17 protein-coding genes are annotated in these 17,120 nt (G+C 39.6%); all 17 read left to right on the forward strand.

Annotated features, from left to right (window positions below; translation table 11 throughout):
• The first annotated feature begins 20 nt into the window (after window positions 1–20).
• The 17 genes from mtrB (at window position 21) to aroA (ending at window position 16,824) form a co-directional block, all read left to right on the forward strand.
• The gene (gene mtrB, locus AC4NPH_RS13990) at window positions 21–251 is read left to right on the forward strand and encodes a trp RNA-binding attenuation protein MtrB (RefSeq protein ID WP_013059014.1); all 231 of its coding nucleotides are present in this window, start codon (window positions 21–23) and stop codon (window positions 249–251) included.
• A gap of 278 nt (window positions 252–529) precedes the next feature.
• Window positions 530–1,324, forward strand: a complete 795-nt coding sequence (locus tag AC4NPH_RS13995) for a heptaprenyl diphosphate synthase component 1 (protein WP_013059013.1) — start codon at window positions 530–532, stop codon at window positions 1,322–1,324.
• A 4-nt stretch (window positions 1,325–1,328) separates the two neighbouring features.
• A complete protein-coding gene (locus tag AC4NPH_RS14000; RefSeq protein ID WP_013059012.1) occupies window positions 1,329–2,033 on the forward strand; it encodes a demethylmenaquinone methyltransferase in 705 nt (234 codons plus the stop codon).
• Between the two features lie 81 nt (window positions 2,034–2,114).
• Window positions 2,115–3,080, forward strand: a complete 966-nt coding sequence (hepT, locus tag AC4NPH_RS14005) for a heptaprenyl diphosphate synthase component II (protein ID WP_013084891.1) — start codon at window positions 2,115–2,117, stop codon at window positions 3,078–3,080.
• Between the two features lie 115 nt (window positions 3,081–3,195).
• Window positions 3,196–3,645, forward strand: a complete 450-nt coding sequence (gene ndk / locus AC4NPH_RS14010) for a nucleoside-diphosphate kinase (protein WP_013059010.1) — start codon at window positions 3,196–3,198, stop codon at window positions 3,643–3,645.
• A gap of 210 nt (window positions 3,646–3,855) precedes the next feature.
• Window positions 3,856–4,638, forward strand: a complete 783-nt coding sequence (locus AC4NPH_RS14015) for a CheR family methyltransferase (protein WP_053487716.1) — start codon at window positions 3,856–3,858, stop codon at window positions 4,636–4,638.
• 134 nt (window positions 4,639–4,772) lie between these two features.
• Entirely contained in the window at window positions 4,773–5,945 is a 1,173-nt protein-coding gene (aroC, locus tag AC4NPH_RS14020) for a chorismate synthase (RefSeq protein WP_013059008.1), read from the forward strand.
• Entirely contained in the window at window positions 5,945–7,027 is a 1,083-nt protein-coding gene (gene aroB, locus AC4NPH_RS14025; RefSeq protein ID WP_491938790.1) for a 3-dehydroquinate synthase, read from the forward strand. The genes aroC and aroB overlap by 1 nt, the downstream gene beginning before the upstream one ends.
• A 283-nt stretch (window positions 7,028–7,310) precedes the next feature.
• The gene (gene trpE, locus AC4NPH_RS14030; RefSeq protein WP_013059006.1) at window positions 7,311–8,825 is read left to right on the forward strand and encodes an anthranilate synthase component I; all 1,515 of its coding nucleotides are present in this window, start codon (window positions 7,311–7,313) and stop codon (window positions 8,823–8,825) included.
• Window positions 8,818–9,843, forward strand: coding sequence for an anthranilate phosphoribosyltransferase (trpD, locus tag AC4NPH_RS14035; protein WP_013059005.1), 1,026 nt, complete (start codon window positions 8,818–8,820; stop codon window positions 9,841–9,843). The genes trpE and trpD overlap by 8 nt, the downstream gene beginning before the upstream one ends.
• Window positions 9,833–10,600 carry an indole-3-glycerol phosphate synthase TrpC gene (gene trpC / locus AC4NPH_RS14040; RefSeq protein WP_013059004.1) on the forward strand — a complete coding sequence of 256 codons (768 nt, stop codon included), beginning with the start codon at window positions 9,833–9,835 and terminating at the stop codon, window positions 10,598–10,600. The genes trpD and trpC overlap by 11 nt, the downstream gene beginning before the upstream one ends.
• Complete coding sequence (locus tag AC4NPH_RS14045; RefSeq protein WP_013059003.1) at window positions 10,590–11,216, forward strand: phosphoribosylanthranilate isomerase; 627 nt, start codon at window positions 10,590–10,592, stop codon at window positions 11,214–11,216. The genes trpC and AC4NPH_RS14045 overlap by 11 nt, the downstream gene beginning before the upstream one ends.
• The gene (trpB, locus tag AC4NPH_RS14050) at window positions 11,213–12,427 is read left to right on the forward strand and encodes a tryptophan synthase subunit beta (RefSeq protein WP_013059002.1); all 1,215 of its coding nucleotides are present in this window, start codon (window positions 11,213–11,215) and stop codon (window positions 12,425–12,427) included. Before AC4NPH_RS14045 ends, trpB begins: the two co-directional genes overlap by 4 nt.
• Window positions 12,414–13,229 carry a tryptophan synthase subunit alpha gene (trpA, locus tag AC4NPH_RS14055; RefSeq protein WP_013059001.1) on the forward strand — a complete coding sequence of 272 codons (816 nt, stop codon included), beginning with the start codon at window positions 12,414–12,416 and terminating at the stop codon, window positions 13,227–13,229. Before trpB ends, trpA begins: the two co-directional genes overlap by 14 nt.
• 4 nt (window positions 13,230–13,233) lie before the next feature.
• The gene (gene hisC / locus AC4NPH_RS14060) at window positions 13,234–14,337 is read left to right on the forward strand and encodes a histidinol-phosphate transaminase (RefSeq protein WP_098197238.1); all 1,104 of its coding nucleotides are present in this window, start codon (window positions 13,234–13,236) and stop codon (window positions 14,335–14,337) included.
• Between the two features lie 72 nt (window positions 14,338–14,409).
• On the forward strand, window positions 14,410–15,513 hold the full coding sequence (locus AC4NPH_RS14065) for a prephenate dehydrogenase (protein ID WP_029320451.1): 1,104 nt from the start codon (window positions 14,410–14,412) through the stop codon (window positions 15,511–15,513).
• A gap of 21 nt (window positions 15,514–15,534) precedes the next feature.
• On the forward strand, window positions 15,535–16,824 hold the full coding sequence (gene aroA, locus AC4NPH_RS14070) for a 3-phosphoshikimate 1-carboxyvinyltransferase (RefSeq protein ID WP_055992957.1): 1,290 nt from the start codon (window positions 15,535–15,537) through the stop codon (window positions 16,822–16,824).
• Window positions 16,825–17,120 lie beyond the last annotated feature (296 nt).

Here is a 17,120-nt window from a genome sequence, read left to right on the forward strand (position 1 = left end):
ATGATGAAGGAGAAGAGAATATGACACAAAAAGGAACGCCCGAGTATATTGTCATTAAAGCGGTCGAAGATGGAGTTAACGTAATTGGATTAACGCGAGGAGCAGATACGCGATTTCATCATTCAGAAAAACTAGATAAAGGCGAAGTAATGATTGCGCAGTTTACTGAGCATACATCCGCAATTAAAATTCGTGGCAAAGCCGTCATTCAGACTGTTCACGGAGAAATTGAATCCGATACGAAAAAATAAGCAGGGATTTTCCTGCTTTTATTTATATTTAAAATAAATGAATAAGAACAGGAAAAACATGGTGAAACTAAAAGCAATATCTTAAATTACTGTCTGAGAAATCCAGATGGTATGTAGATGAACGGTGTTCAAGCGGATGAGCAGCTAAATGATTTAAACCGTGAAAAAGCTTCAAAAGAATTTAAAGGGTATTTTATAATGTAATTATGTTATAATTGACACTATCGATTTGGAGTTAAAAGAACTTTAAACAAATAGTGATGGAAAGGGAGACAAGGATGATGAGCGTAAAAACCATCTATGATATTGTGGCCAACATGAAAGAACAGCTTCATGTTGAATTAAGTCATCCATATGTAAAAAAATATATTCATCATCCGCGTATTGATGAAAATAGATTACTGTACATGTGTTCGTTCTTAGATACTCTTTCAATGGAAGAAGAAAAAAAGAACAGCTCTGTGCTATCTGTGATGCTCGTTCAAACCGCACTTGATACCCACGATCTAGTCTCCACTCAAAATGTTAGCGGAAATGAAGGAAAGCTGCATGAGCGGCAGCTGGTAGTTTTGGCCGGAGATTATTACAGCGGCCTGTACTATTACTATTTAGCTCAAAGCAACCAGCTGAATTTAATGAAAGTTATAGCATCTGCTATTAAAGAAATTAATATCGCTAAGATACACATTTATAACAATCGCTCTACTAATCCACACGACGTTATGAATAGTTTTTTAGCAGCAGAATCATCGTTTGTAAGATGCTTATGTGACTATTTTGAACGTGAAGAGTGGAAAGAACTTTTAAAACATGCAGCGTATTTGAACGGGATATTAAAGCAATTAAAGTCATTACAGCATAAAGAGCCTACTCTCTTGCTAAACTATTGCAAACAAATTGGCATGAATCAAGAGCAAATAAAAGAACACCTTTATTCGTATACTCAACAGTCTGTAAACATTGTTAGAGGATACTTACGAAGTGAATTTGTGATGAATGAGTTTTTAAGAGAGCACTTAGATGAACTTACATCTAGCTTAGAAGTGCTGAAAAATGTCGTAGGAGAAGGATAGAGATATGCAGCAATCAAAAGAACAGCGTGTCCATGGCGTATTTGAAAAAATATACAAAAATTATGATCAAATGAATTCTGTTATTAGTTTTCAGCGTCATAAGGCATGGCGCAAAGATACGATGAAGCGAATGAATGTTCAAAAAGGAACAAAAGCTTTAGATGTTTGTTGCGGAACTGCGGATTGGACGCTAGCTATGGCTGAAGCAGTTGGAGAAACAGGAGAGGCAGTTGGCCTGGATTTTAGTCAAAATATGCTAAAGATTGGTGAAGAGAAAGTAAAAAACTCACCTTTTTCAAATATTACCTTACTACATGGCAATGCAATGGAACTTCCTTTTGAAGATAATTCATTTGACTATGTAACGATTGGATTCGGACTGCGCAACGTGCCCGATTACCTTCAAGTTTTAAAGGAAATGCAGCGCGTCGTGAAACCTGGCGGAAAAGTGGTTTGCCTTGAAACGTCTCAGCCCACGATGATCGGCTACCGACAAATGTACTTGCTTTACTTTAAGTATATTATGCCTGCGCTTGGAAAGATGGTCGCTAAAAGCTATGATGAATATTCATGGCTTCAAGAGTCAGCAAGGGACTTTCCAGGTCAAAAGCAATTGGCTGATATGTTCCGTGAAGCCGGTTTGACAGATGTTGAAGTGAAATCTTACACAGGTGGAGTAGCAGCGATGCATCTAGGGTACAAACGATAAAAGAGAAAAAGCTTGTCCTACAGGTGCAACAGCCTGTAGGATAAGGAGTAAAGAATGAATATATAATGCAAGGTGAGTCCAATGAAACTAAAAATGATGTACGCTTTTTTGAATACGGATATTACCCTTATTGAGAAAGAACTTGAACAAACTGTTCATACCGATGAAACACTTATCACAGATGCTTCTCTTCACCTTTTACAAGCAGGGGGGAAACGAATTCGCCCTGTATTTGTTTTGTTGGCAGCTAAATTTGGGCATTACAACATCGACCAAATCAAACACGTGGCAGTAGCGCTTGAGCTGATTCATATGGCGTCTCTTGTTCATGATGATGTTATTGATGACGCTGATAAGCGACGCGGAAAACCAACAATTAAGGCAAAATGGGACAATCGTATTGCTATGTATACAGGGGATTACATCTTTGCTCGTGCGCTTGAAGTTATGAGCGAGGTTAAAGATGTGGAAGCACATAAAATTTTATCTAATACGATGGTGGAATTAACGCTCGGTGAAATTGAACAGATTAAGGACAAATACAACCTAAACCAAAACTTACGCGTGTATCTGCGTAGAATTAAACGTAAAACGGCACTGCTAATTGCTGCAAGCTGTCAGTTAGGCGCAATTGCAGCGGGAGCTCCTGAAGATATACATAAACGTTTATTTTGGTTTGGATATTACGTGGGAATGTCATTTCAAATTACCGATGACATTTTAGATTTTATCTCATCAGAAGAACAGCTTGGGAAACCAGTTGGCAGCGACTTACTGCAAGGAAATATTACGCTGCCAGTTTTGTATGCCATTGAAAATGCTGAGTTTCGAGATAAAGTAGAACAGCTTTTCGAGAGGGAATATGAGCAAGAGCTGATCAATGAAATTATTTCTGATATTAAATCTTCTAACGCCATTGAACGTTCATTTGAGATGAGCGATCGTTATCTGCAAAAAGCGATGAGCATTTTAGAAGAACTGCCGCCAAACAAGGCGAAAAAAACGCTGCATCAAATTGCGAAGTACATTGGAAAACGGAAATTTTGATTTATTTACTTTCATAAGTTGTAAACTGCTCGAAACAATGTTAATATCTTCATGAGGTGTGATTGCGCTTTCAAAACTTGTTTACATATCATGAACTTCAGGGGTGGAGAGTAAAATGATACAAAAAACGTTTTTAATGGTCAAACCAGATGGGGTACAAAGAAGCATTATTGGTGAGGTTATTTCTCGCTTTGAGAAAAAAGGTTTTCAATTAGTCGGAGCTAAGCTTATGCATATTTCGCAGGAATTAGCTGAAACACACTACGGTGAACATAAAGAGAAACCTTTCTTCGGTGAGTTAGTGAAATTTATCACATCAGGTCCAGTTTTTGCTATGGTATGGGAAGGTGAAAACGTGATTTCAGTATCACGTCAAATGGTGGGGAAAACTAACCCTCAAGAAGCGCTTCCTGGAACTATTCGAGGTGACTATGGACTGATTGTCGATAAGAATATTATTCACGGCTCAGATTCACCAGAAAGTGCGGAGCGTGAAATCAGCTTATTCTTTGAAAGTGAAGAGCTGACTTTCTATAAAAAAGACGCAGACGCTTGGATTTACTAATTTAGATAGCGCAAGGAGACGAATGAATTTTCATTCGTCTTTTTTATTGTGTTTATACATAGGTCCTAAGCTATTGATTGCGAATATCTCTCTACATAAACATTTTCACAATGTATTCCGATATATTAGTAAGAAGATAAGTGTATATAAAGGTTTTATTTCTTTATACGTCTAACATCAACGTATAGAAATGAGAAAGGAGAGTCAAAAATGATAGATGAATACGACGCGTTTGTGGAGAAAATAAAAATAAAAACAGGCATTGATTTATCACTATATAAGCAGTCTCAAATGAAACGCCGCCTTACCTCCCTATATGAAAAAAAAGGTTTTTCTAGTTTTTTTGAATATTATCGAGCAATGAACAGTAAAAACGAACTGCTTGAGGAGTTTTTAGATCGGATGACGATTAACGTGTCAGAGTTTTATCGCAACTATCAGCGGTGGGATATATTGGAACAAAAAATTTTACCGACTCTTGTAAAAGGAAAAACAGACCTGAAAGTGTGGAGCGCTGCCTGTTCAACAGGGGAAGAGCCATATACACTAGCGATGGTTTTATCGGCATTTTTTCCTCTTTCGCGTATTTCTATATTGGCGACCGATTTGGATGAAAAAGTGATAGAAAAAGCAAAAATAGGCTTTTATGATGAACGTTCACTTCAGGAAATGCCTGTTTCGATGAAAAATAAGTACTTTCAACAAAGAGGAACCGGGTACTTATTAGATAAAAAAATCAAAAAAACAGTTGTTTTTCAAAAACATAACTTACTGTCAGACTCTTTTCCAAAAAACGTTGACTTGATTGTTTGTCGCAATGTGCTTATTTATTTTACAGATGAAGCTAAGCATGCTTTATATGAAAAATTCAGCAGAGCTTTAGCACCTGGCGGCATCTTATTTGTAGGTAGCACAGAACAGGTTTTTACTCCGCAAAAGTATGGATTTGAAACGGCTGATACGTTTTTTTACAGAAAAGTAAAGACCATTTAATCGAGATAACCTGAAGCGGTTTCTTAAAAGCTAGGGTGAAACTTTTTGTACATTCTTATGTTATAGTATGGTATAGTCATATTTAAAAATGGAAAAATTCTGACGAATAATACATATTAAGCGGAGGTACGATTATGCGATATTTAACAGCAGGAGAATCACATGGTCCACAGTTGACTACTATTTTAGAGGGTGTTCCGGCAGGGCTTCCTTTAACAGCCGAAGACATCAATACAGATTTAGCGCGAAGACAAAAAGGTCATGGTCGCGGAAGACGTATGCAAATTGAAAAAGATCAAGCGGAAATTTTAAGTGGTGTCCGCCACGGCTATACGCTAGGATCTCCTATTACGTTAGCGGTAGAAAATAACGACTGGAAACACTGGACAAAAATTATGGGCATCGAGCCAATTTCTGAAGAAGAATCAGAAGAAGTAAAGCGTAAAATCTCAAGACCAAGACCAGGGCATGCCGATTTAAACGGCGCTATTAAATATGGTCATCGCGATATGAGAAATGTATTAGAACGTTCTTCAGCTCGCGAAACAACTGTAAGGGTAGCAGCAGGTGCTGTCGCTCGTCAAATCCTTGCTCAGTTCGGGATTTCTGTAGCTGGACATGTATTAGAAATTGGCGGCGTACAGGCAAATCCGCCTCAATACAAAAGCTTAGAGGAACTTCAAGAAGTCACTGAAGCTTCTCCCGTAAGATGTTTTGACTCAGCTGTTGAGAAAGACATGATGCAAGCAATCGATGATGCTAAGAAAAATGGCGATTCTATCGGAGGCGTAGTAGAAGTTATTATTGAAGGCGTGCCAGCAGGAGTAGGCAGCTATGTTCATTACGATCGTAAATTAGATGCGAAGATTGCTGCAGCTGTTATGAGCATTAATGCATTTAAAGGCGTTGAGTTTGGGATTGGATTTGAAGCGGCTCGCAGACCAGGAAGCGAAGTTCATGACGAAATTCTATGGGATGAAAAGAATGGGTATACCCGTAAAACAAACAACTTAGGCGGCTTTGAAGGCGGCATGACAACAGGTATGCCAATTGTAGTACGCGGTGTAATGAAGCCTATTCCAACGCTTTACAAGCCGTTAAAAAGTGTTGATATTGAAACAAAAGAAGCCTTCGAGGCAAGCATTGAACGTTCAGACAGCTGCGCTGTGCCGGCTGCAAGCGTTGTAGCAGAAGCTGTTGTAGCTTGGGAATTGGCTGATGCGCTAATCGAACAGTTTGGACAAGACCGAATTGATTTAATTGCTGAAAATATTGAGAAAATGCGTGCACATGCGAGGGAGTTTTAATGTTGCAAATTGATATTCAAACTTTATCCAAAACATATCCTCTTTATGTAGGCAATGGATTAATTGAAAAGCTGCCTTCTATTATCGAGAGTGTAAAATCTAATCTGTCGTCCGTGTTAATCATTACCGATTCAGCTGTAGATTCATATTATGGAGAAGCGGTTGTAAAAGCGATTGAGACAAAGTTTAAAGTGGCTAAATACGTAGTGCCAAGCGGTGAACATGCAAAGTCATTTCAACATTACTACGATTGTCAGACATTTGCGCTCGAACAGCAGCTTGACCGCAATGCACTCGTTATTGCTTTTGGCGGAGGGGTAGTAGGCGATTTAGCTGGATTTGTAGCCGCTACTTATATGAGAGGAATTTCTTTTATTCAAGTGCCAACGACGCTTCTTGCTCACGATAGTGCTGTAGGCGGTAAAGTAGCCATTAATCATGAGCTTGGAAAAAATATGATTGGTGCTTTTTATCAGCCTGAAGCGGTTGTTTATGATATTGATCTTCTTAAAACGCTTCCCGAAAGAGAATGGCGTTCCGGTTTTGCAGAAGTGATTAAACACGCTTTTATTCACGATGAAGCATTTTATGAATGGCTTCAGCAAAATATACAATCGCTGACTGATTTACAAGATGAAAAATTAATTTATGCTATTCAAAACGGTATTTTAGTCAAAGCATCTGTTGTAAAAGAAGATGAGACAGAAGCTGGCGTTCGCGCTCATCTGAACTTTGGACATACGCTAGGACATGCGATCGAAGCAGAATGCGGCTATGGACAAATCAGCCACGGAGAAGGCGTAGCGATTGGTATGCTGTTTGCTATGAAAGTCAGCAATGTTCTTGAGAAAAGTCAGTTCTCTGTGGACGACATTGCGAAATGGTTTGAAAAATTTGGCTACAAGACGTCTGTCCCAAACCATCTTTCAGCTGAAAAACTGCTCGTAAGAATGAAAGCGGACAAGAAGTCTAAATCAAGCAATGTTCACATGGTACTGCTTGAAGGCATAGGCAAACCTTTTGTTCAACAAGTAGAAGATGAAGTGATTCTTAAACTGCTGAATGAAGAGCTTAAAGCTTAGTTTCGTCTAAAGCCAAGTAGATAGTAGTTGACAAATGAATTTGAAACGTACTACAATTGGTAACAAGTTAGTTTAGAGATTTTAGTTATGAGAAAACAATAGACAGTTTAGTTGAGATTAGGGTAGACGAGAATGAGACAGTTGAGCAGAGTTTAGTTGAGTGAATTTTACCATTCGTATACCCAAAGACCCATTTTTGATGTGTCTTTGGGTTTATTTATTATATCCTCTTTTATATAACCTCATCTATTCTCATTCTCCATGAAATGGAGGATTGAAAGATATGACGAACACGTATACTTCTTTTTTAGAAGACTCTACAGAGTATTTAACCATTCCAATTATCAAAAAAATATTTATCGATAGCATGACACCTGTTGATCTTTTTCAACAAGTAAAAGATGAAGCCGTATATTTGCTTGAAAGTAATGATGAATCATCACCATGGTCCAATTATTCTTTTATTGGCTTAAATCCATTTTTGTATGTTGAGGAAGAAAACGGAACCTATCTAGCAAAAAACAAGCAGCTTCAGCCTATGCTGCAAGGAGACAGCTTTAAAGAGGTGTTTTGTAAAATTCAGCAAGAGCTGAAAGTGAAAGTACCAGACCTTGCACTTCCTTTTAAAGGAGGGGCAGTAGGGTTTATCAGCTACGACGCAGTATCGCAAATTGAAAAAGTAAACGTACATGCCCAAAATGATTTGAACATGCCTACTTTTCACTTTATCTATTGTCAAACGATGCTTGCTTACAATCATCGAACAAAAGAGCTTATGGTGATTCACTACATTCAGCTTAATGAGCAAGACAAAGAGCAGCAGAAAAAAGAAAAATACGGTGAAGCTTTAGCAGAGATCAATAGATATGTTGAAAGAATAGCGCAGACGGTGAAAGAAAAGCCAATGATGTTTGAAAGCGAGCAGCGCGAAGTTAGCTTTGAAGGCGTGACATCGTCATACCAAAAAGATAAATTTGTGCAAGATGTGGAAAAAATTAAGGAATACATTAAAAGTGGAGATGTTTTTCAAGCCGTATTGTCGCAGAGATTTCAAATTGATACGACCGTAGCTGGATTTGATATTTACAGAGTATTGCGATTAGTTAATCCGTCTCCTTATTTATTTTACGTGAAAGTAAAAGGCGTGGAGTTAATTGGAAGTTCTCCTGAGCGGTTGATTCAAATTGAAAACGGCCATTTAGAAATTCATCCGATTGCAGGAACGAGAAGACGTGGCAGAGATGCAGAAGAAGATGCGCGCTTATACGAAGACTTAATTAACGATGAAAAAGAGCGGGCAGAACACTATATGCTCGTGGACTTAGCAAGAAATGACATCGGCCGAGTTGCACAGTATGGAAGTGTCCAAACACCAGTATTAATGCAGCAGGTTAACTTTTCGCACGTCATGCACTTGATTTCTAAAGTGACAGGGCGCCTTGACGAAAAAGTACATCCCATTGATGCGCTGCTTTCTGCATTTCCAGCGGGTACCGTATCTGGCGCTCCAAAAGTGCGAGCGATGCAAATCTTAAATGAAATTGAACCAGTTGCGCGAAATGTATATGCAGGAACCGTAGCATATCTCGGATTTGATGGAAACATTGATTCGTGCATTGCGATTCGGACCATTCTTTTGAAAGACCAGACCGCTTATATCCAGGCCGGAGCAGGAGTGGTTGCTGACTCAAAACCGGAGCTTGAGTGGAAAGAAACCCGCAATAAAGCTAGCGCTTTAATCAAAACAATTCAATTAGCCCAAGACATCTACGATAAAAAGGAGGATGTATATGTTTAAAGAATTGTTAAAAAAGTGTTTGCGCGGTGAGTCACTTTCAGCGGAAGAAGCAGAAAAAATTATGAATGATATTATGAACGGCAAAGTCCCGGCAGCTCAAATTGCTAGCGTGCTAACCATCTTAACGTACCGAGGAGAAACCGTCGATGAAATTGTTGGTTTTGTCCGAGGTATGAAAAATAATATGAATGCTATTTCTCTAGAAGAATTAAACGTAGTAGATACATGCGGTACGGGAGGAGACGGGGCCTCTACGTTTAATATCTCGACGGCTAGTGCGATTGTGGCATCTGCTGCGGGAGTAAAGGTTGCGAAACACGGAAATCGCGCCGTATCTTCTAAAAGCGGAAGTGCAGACGTGTTAGAACATCTGGATATATGGATTCAAGGAAATGAAAAAGAAGTGAAAAATGCGGTGGCTGACCTCAACATGTCCTTTTTATTTGCGCCGCTTTATCACCCTGCTATGAAACACGTTGCTGCTACTCGAAAGGAATTAGGGTTTAGAACCGTTTTTAATGCATTAGGTCCATTAGCAAACCCTACTAACTGCACAAAGCAAGTAATTGGCGTTTATTCCATTGAGCTTGCACGAAAATTAGCAGAAGCGCTTGTTGTACTGGGAGCTAACCACGTCCTTCTGGTTGCAGGCAGGGACGGTTTAGATGAAATTAGTGCCACGGATGTAACGGATGTTGTAGAAGTACAGGGCAATGTCATTACAGAATATACGCTTGCACCAGAGGATGTACACTTACAGAGAGGGAAGCTTGAAGACTTAGTGGTAGAAGATGCGAAATCGAGTGCCGAGCTTATTGAATCGCTATTTTTAAATAAAAGTAATGTAACTGCTAAAAACGCAGTCGTATTAAACTCTGCTGCAGCTATTTACGTTAGCGGAAACGTTTCTACTTTTGAAGAAGGAGTAGCTGTAGCTTTAGAAACAATTGAATCAGGTGCTGCATACACGCAATTACAACGATTGAAATCGAAAAAGGTGGTTGAACATGCTCAATAAAATTATTGAAACAAAAAAAGAAGAAATTCAAAACCTACAGTTACCCGAACAGCAAAATGTTGCAAAACGATCGTTTTTAGACGCTTTATCAAATCCGAATCGAGAGCTGGCTCTTATTGCAGAAGTGAAAAAAGCCTCGCCTTCTAAAGGATTAATAAAAGAGAATTTTCAGCCTGTGGAAATTGCTAAAGCCTACGAGAAAGGGAAAGCAGATGCTTTGTCTGTGTTAACAGATCAGCACTATTTTCAAGGACATCGAACGTTTTTAAGTGACATTAAACAGCATGTCTCTGTCCCTGTGCTTCGCAAGGATTTCATCATTGATTCCATTCAAGTGGAAGAAAGTGCAAGAATCGGTGCTGATGCTATTTTACTCATTGGAGAAGCACTTGAACCATTAAAATTGCAAGAGCTTTATCTTCAAGCTGCTGAAAAAGAGTTAGATTGTTTAGTAGAAGTACATTCTCTAGAAACGCTTGAAAAGCTGCTAGCTGTATTTACCCCGAAGATTATTGGAATTAATAATCGAAATCTTCACACGTTTGAAACCAGCTTGCAGCAGACAAAAGAAATCGCCAAGCATGTTCCGAAAGATCAGCTGTTAGTGAGTGAAAGCGGAATTTACTTATACGATGATGTTTCCTACGTAAAAGAAGCGGGAGCAAAAGCTATTTTAGTAGGGGAGTCGCTTATGAGGCAGGATAATCAAACCAAAGCGATTGAAAAGCTGTTTGGGGAAAGTGAATATGCTCATTAAGTACTGTGGTATTCGATCAAAACAAGATATAGCTTTAATCGAAAAGTCGGCTGCTACTCACATTGGCTTTATTTTCTATCCTAGAAGTAAACGATATGTAAAGCCTGAACGAGTAAATGAGTTTGTAACGGATGAAATAAAAAAACAAGTCTCGCTAGTAGGGGTATTTGTTAATACACCGGTAGATCAAATACTTGAAATTGCCTCCGTAACAAATTTAGATGTAATTCAGTGCCACGGGCAAGAAACAGCTGCGGACGTACGTCAGTTAAAGCAGCGTGGATATGAAGTGTGGAAAGCGCTCCCTCACAATAAAGAAACGCTGCAGCAAATGCATGTATATGAAGAGGCTGACGGGTATGTAATTGATAGCAAGGTTAAAGAACAATTTGGAGGAACAGGCGTCGCTTTTGATTGGAGCTTCGTTCCTCAGTATGAATCAGCTGCCCAAAGGTTAGGTAAAAAATGCTTTATTGCTGGAGGAATCAATGCTTGTAACATTGAGAACTTGTTACCCTACCAGCCTGGGGCGATTGATATTTCTGGCGGTATTGAAACAAATGGAACGAAGGACTATACAAAAATTATAGAGATTGAAAGGAAGATCATACTATGACATACAATCATCCTGATGAATTTGGCCGCTTTGGTGAATTTGGCGGAAAATACGTACCTGAAACATTAATGAAACCACTTGAAGAAGTAGAAGCAGCTTTGAATCAAGCAATGAAAGATCCGGCATTTAAAGATGAGTATCTATCCTTACTTGTTAACTACTCTGGGCGACCAACAGCTTTAACATATGCTGATAATATTACCGAAACGCTCGGCGGGGCAAAAATTTATTTAAAGCGTGAAGACTTAAATCATACGGGTGCTCACAAAATCAATAATGCCATTGGACAGATTTTACTTGCTAAACGGATGGGAAAAACAAAAATTATTGCTGAAACAGGAGCGGGTCAGCACGGGGTAGCCACAGCTACAGTAGCTGCAAAGTTCGGAATGGAATGTAAAGTATTCATGGGAGAAGAAGATATTGAACGTCAGGCGTTGAACGTTTTTCGCATGAAGCTTCTAGGAGCGGAAGTCATTCCCGCAACTTCTGGAACAAAAACGCTAAAAGATGCAACAAATGAAGCAATTCGCTACTGGGTTCAACATTGTGAAGATCATTTTTACTTAATTGGTTCGGCTATTGGACCGCACCCTTATCCTAAAATGGTTCGAGATTTCCAAAAAATTATTGGAGAAGAAGCAAAAGAACAGTTTACAGCGGTAGAAGGCAAACTTCCGAATGCTGTCGTGGCATGCGTCGGAGGCGGCAGTAATGCAATCGGAATGTTTTATGATTTTATTAAAGAAGAAAATGTACGCTTGATCGGTGTAGAAGCAGGAGGGAAAGGACTAAATACAGCCCTTCATGCTGCTAAAATGGCTAAAGGCACAAAAGGTGTTATTCACGGAACGCTCACGTATTTACTTCAAGATGAAAATGGTCAGATTACAGAGCCTTATTCTATTTCAGCAGGTTTGGATTATCCAGGTATCGGTCCAGAGCATTCTCACCTTTCATCTATTGGAAGAGTGGAATACGAAAGTGTAACGGATGATGAGTCAATCGAAGCTCTTCAGCTGCTGGCGAAAACAGAGGGAATCATCCCGGCTATTGAGTCCGCCCATGCGCTGGCAAAAGCATTTGAACTGGCTAAAAGCATGACGAAAGAAGAAACAATTTTAATTTGCTTGTCAGGTCGAGGAGATAAGGACGTTCATACATTAGTAAACTTGCTAGAAGGGAAGGAAGAAGAACATGAATACGTTTGAAGCGAGACTACCTAAACATGAAACATTGTTTATTCCATTTATTACAGCAGGAGATCCTCATGAAGATGCAACGGTGGATATTGCTTTGTCTTTGCAAAAGCAAGGTGCTTCTATTTTAGAGCTGGGCGTACCATATTCCGACCCTTTAGCAGATGGTCCAATTATTCAAGAGGCGTCCAAAAGAGCTTTATCTGGCGGTATGTCTATTTCAAAAGCCATTAAGCTTGTATCGGTGATGAGAAAAAAAGGTGTGAAAATACCGGTAATTCTCTTTACCTATTTTAATCCTGTGTTACAATTAGGTTTAGAATCCTTTTTCGCGTTAATGCGAGAAAATGAAATAGATGGAGTGCTAATTCCGGATTTACCGTACGAAGAGAGTGGCCGTATCCGGGAGCTTGCCGCTGAAAATGAAGTTGCGTACATTTCGATGGTTGCTCCTACATCTAAAGAGCGTATTCAAAAAATCGCTGCAGATGCAACGGGCTTCTTATACTGCGTGTCGTCTTTAGGCGTTACTGGGGTTCGCTCTACGTTGCCAGCTGATATTGGCACCTTTTTAGAAGATGTGAAAGCAGCAGCTTCTATACCGGTTGCCGTCGGTTTTGGGATTTCAACAAGTGAACAAGTAGAGGTGTTAAAAGAACATAGCGACGGCATTGTAATTGGAAGTGCAATTGTTAATAAAATTGGCCAGCTTGAACAAGTTCTTTTAAATAAGGATACACGCCGAGACGGATTAAATCAAATTGAGGAGTATGTTGCATCCATCGTTTCGCCTATACAAAAATGCGAGGTGTAACACGTTGAAGGTAAAAGAACAATTACTAACTTTATCTCCATATAAACCAGGTAAGCCAATTGAAGAAGTAAAGCGTGAATTTAATTTAGATCGCGTGGTAAAATTAGCGTCTAATGAAAATCCTTACGGCAGTTCTGCTTTAGTAAAAGAGGCGATTGCTGCAGAAATCGAAAATATGGCGCTTTATCCAGACGGCTATGCAGCTGAACTGCGTGCAGCAGTAGCAAAGCACGTAGGCGTAGAGCAAGATCAGCTGATTTTTGGAAATGGCTCTGATGAAGTCATTCAAATTATTTGCCGAGCTTTGCTATCGGCTGATACAAATACTGTCATGCCGACGCCGTCATTTCCTCAATATAAGCACAATGCCGTAATTGAAGGTGCAGAAATTCGTGAAGTACCGCTGCGCGGCGGAGATCATGATTTAGATGCTATGCTTCGTGCAATTGATGAAAATACGACAATTGTGTGGGTATGCAGTCCTAATAACCCAACGGGAACGTATGTGAAGGGCGATGAGTTAATTTCTTTTATGAAACAAGTTCCTAAGCATACATTAATCGTTATGGATGAAGCCTATTTTGAGTATGCAGCAGATCAAGCCGACTATCCGAATACGGTAGAGTTTTTGAATGAATACGAAAACTTAATTGTACTTCGCACATTTTCAAAAGCATACGGCTTAGCTTCTTTGCGCATTGGTTACGGTATTGCAAACGAATCATTGCTACAAAAAATTGAGCCGGCTCGTGAACCTTTTAATACAAGCCGCATGGCTCAAAAAGCAGCAATCGTTGCTCTTGAAGACCAAGCGTTCATTGAAGAGTGTAAAAAGAAAAATGAAGAAGGTTTGCAGCAATACTATGCTTTCTGTGATAAGAATGCCTTAAACTATTATCCGTCTTTCACTAATTTTGTTCTAATTGATTTTGGTCGTCAAGGCGATGAAGTGTTTCAATTTTTATTGCAACGCGGATTTATTGTTCGTTCAGGGAATGCATTAGGCTTCCCAACTTCCGTTCGTATTACAGTGGGAACAAAAGAACAAAATGAACAAATCATTGAATTGCTTCAGCAGTTTGTTGACCAAGCAGCAGCGAAAGCTTAATACCTAATATAGTAAAAGATGAGAGTGTGATTTCACACTCTCATCTTCATATGTACAATGAGGTGAAGGAAAGTGAAAGAAAATGTTTTTGTTATAGGTTTGGGGTTAATTGGAGGATCGCTGGCACTTAATATAAAAAAGACGCACCATCATCATCTTGATGTAATAGGTTTTGACATTAATCAAGAGCAGCTGGAGCTTGCCAAAACCCTAGGTGTAATTGACCAAGCGGCTTCTTCTTTACAACAAGGCGCGGAGCAAGCGGATTATATTGTTATTGCCATTCCGGTCACTCAAGCAGCTGAAGTGCTAAAACAGTTAGAACATTTTACGCTCAAACAGTCTGTTATCGTCACAGACGTAGGGAGTACAAAAGAAGAGGTAGTGAAGACAGCGGAAGCTCTTATCGCTAAAGGCATTGAGTTTATCGGCGGTCACCCAATGGCTGGGTCTCATAAAAGCGGAGTAGCTGCTTCTAAAGCTCATTTATTTGAAAATGCAATGTATGTATTGACACCTTCATCTTCTACTTCTTCGGAGGCTTTAGACAGTTTAAAGGAATTGCTAAGTGGTACAAAAGCTAAAATTATTGTGATGTCACCAAAAGAACATGATAAATTAGCGGGTGTCATCAGCCATTTTCCTCATATTATTGCTGCAAGCCTTGTTCATCAAGCAGAATATTACCAACAAGACAACCAGCTAGTTTCGCAGCTTGCAGCTGGAGGGTTTCGTGATATTACACGTATTGCTTCAAGCAGTCCAGCGATGTGGAGAGATATTTTGCTTCATAACCAGGATGCGCTTCTTTCAATGTTTGACCACTGGCTTGAAGAAATGAATGACGTGCGAAATATGATCGAACGAAAAGACGCGAACGATATCTATACATATTTTTCACAAGCAAAACAATTTAGAGATCAGCTTCCTGTACGAACCAAAGGAGCGATTCCATCCTTTTATGATCTCTATGTGGATGTTCCTGACTATCCGGGGATTATTTCAGAAGTAACGGGTTATTTAGCAGAAGATGAAATCAGTATTACAAACATTCGAATTTTAGAAACACGAGAAGACATATACGGAGTGTTACGTTTGAGCTTTCAAACAGAGGAAGATAGAAAGCGGGCAAGAGCGTGTCTCCATCAGCATCAATATCAGACGTTTATTTCTTAATGTACGAAAGGTGTGAATGAAATGAGTGGAAAACAATTAAAAACTAATCTTTCATCTCTCCAAGGAGAAATTTCTATTCCTGGAGATAAATCGATTTCTCACAGAGCTGTGATGTTCGGAGCGATGGCAGAAGGGAAAACAACGATTAATCATTTTTTAGCAGGGGAAGATTGCTTAAGTACGATTTCGTGTTTTGAAAAGATGGGCGTATCGATTAAAAGAGAAGGCGAGTATGTCGAAGTGGAAGGTAAAGGTATCGAAGGGTTAAGTGAACCTACTTCCATCCTAGATGTAGGAAATTCAGGAACGACTACTCGTTTAATGCTTGGGATTCTTGCAGGTGTGCCATTTCATACGTCTCTAATTGGAGATGAGTCGATTGCCAAGCGTCCTATGAGCCGCGTTACGGTGCCCCTGCGCTCTATGGGTGCAAAGATTGATGGGCGTGAGCACGGCCAATATACGCCTTTATCCACTCGAGGAGGAGCTTTAAAAGCAATTCATTACCATTCTCCTGTAGCAAGTGCACAAGTAAAATCAGCGATTTTACTAGCGGGACTTCATGCGGAAGGCACAACAAAAGTAACCGAACCTTTTACATCACGGGACCATACAGAGCGTATGCTTCGCGCCTTTGGAGTAGACGTAGAGGTAGATGGAACGACTGTAAGCATTGAAGGAGGACAATCTCTGCGCGGAACGGATGTATACGTACCTGGTGACATTTCTTCAGCCGCGTTCTTTCTTGTTGCAGGAGCCATTGTTCCAAACAGCCGAATCGTTTTGAAAAACGTCGGACTCAATCCTACAAGAACAGGTATTATTGATGTGCTTCAGCAAATGGGTGCACGCCTTACAATTTCTAATGAACGTATTCAAAATGGAGAGCCTATTGGCGATTTGACGATTGAAACGTCTCAGTTGAAAGGGATTGAAATTAGGGGGGATTTAATTCCTCGTTTAATTGATGAAATTCCAGTGATCGCTCTTTTGGCGACTCAGGCGAATGGGAAAACAGTTATTAAAGATGCCGAAGAATTAAAAGTAAAAGAAACGAACCGTATCGATACGGTTGCAACGGAGTTAAGCAAGCTCGGTGCCTCTGTTACTCCAACAGCTGATGGCCTCATCATTGAAGGCAAGACGGCCCTACAAAGCGGTGAAGTAGACAGCTATGGAGATCATCGAATTGGAATGATGCTTGCGGTCGCAGCAGCCATTGCAACGGGAGAGGTAACACTAATGAGAAGTGAAGCTATTCACGTATCCTATCCTACTTTCTTTGAAGATCTTGATAAACTAAGCGAATAAGAAAGAGGCTGGAACAAACGCATTTTGGTTGAAGGAAAATCCGAACGATGAATTGATATTCTTGATAGAGAATCAAACTCGTTCGGATTTTTATTGTTAGGGTGAACGTAGGTCTCATGTATGTAGGTGCTTCTAGCTGTTGATTAATGTAGTCATGCCTCAATCTCGTTTTTATTCGAAAAATGTAAGCGTATTCAAATTGATTTGTTGAACAAACGCTCAAACTATTTTATCATGGTGTATAGAAGTATGAGTTCTTGCTTCGGTTTGGAAAAAATAGAAAATTAATTCGTTTT

The sequence above is a fragment of the Priestia sp. MDV22-iso46 genome (assembly GCF_058629175.1).

Coding starts and splice junctions, on each gene's coding strand:
- AC4NPH_RS14045 (WP_013059003.1), top strand. CDS start 10,590: ATGCTCATTAAGTACTGTGGTATTCGATCAAAACAAGATATAGCTTTA.
- trpD (WP_013059005.1), top strand. CDS start 8,818: ATGTTTAAAGAATTGTTAAAAAAGTGTTTGCGCGGTGAGTCACTTTCA.
- trpC (WP_013059004.1), top strand. CDS start 9,833: ATGCTCAATAAAATTATTGAAACAAAAAAAGAAGAAATTCAAAACCTA.
- mtrB (WP_013059014.1), top strand. CDS start 21: ATGACACAAAAAGGAACGCCCGAGTATATTGTCATTAAAGCGGTCGAA.
- AC4NPH_RS14015 (WP_053487716.1), top strand. CDS start 3,856: ATGATAGATGAATACGACGCGTTTGTGGAGAAAATAAAAATAAAAACA.
- AC4NPH_RS14000 (WP_013059012.1), top strand. CDS start 1,329: ATGCAGCAATCAAAAGAACAGCGTGTCCATGGCGTATTTGAAAAAATA.
- ndk (WP_013059010.1), top strand. CDS start 3,196: ATGATACAAAAAACGTTTTTAATGGTCAAACCAGATGGGGTACAAAGA.
- trpB (WP_013059002.1), top strand. CDS start 11,213: ATGACATACAATCATCCTGATGAATTTGGCCGCTTTGGTGAATTTGGC.
- trpE (WP_013059006.1), top strand. CDS start 7,311: ATGACGAACACGTATACTTCTTTTTTAGAAGACTCTACAGAGTATTTA.
- aroB (WP_491938790.1), top strand. CDS start 5,945: ATGTTGCAAATTGATATTCAAACTTTATCCAAAACATATCCTCTTTAT.
- AC4NPH_RS13995 (WP_013059013.1), top strand. CDS start 530: ATGATGAGCGTAAAAACCATCTATGATATTGTGGCCAACATGAAAGAA.
- aroC (WP_013059008.1), top strand. CDS start 4,773: ATGCGATATTTAACAGCAGGAGAATCACATGGTCCACAGTTGACTACT.
- hepT (WP_013084891.1), top strand. CDS start 2,115: ATGAAACTAAAAATGATGTACGCTTTTTTGAATACGGATATTACCCTT.
- trpA (WP_013059001.1), top strand. CDS start 12,414: ATGAATACGTTTGAAGCGAGACTACCTAAACATGAAACATTGTTTATT.
- aroA (WP_055992957.1), top strand. CDS start 15,535: ATGAGTGGAAAACAATTAAAAACTAATCTTTCATCTCTCCAAGGAGAA.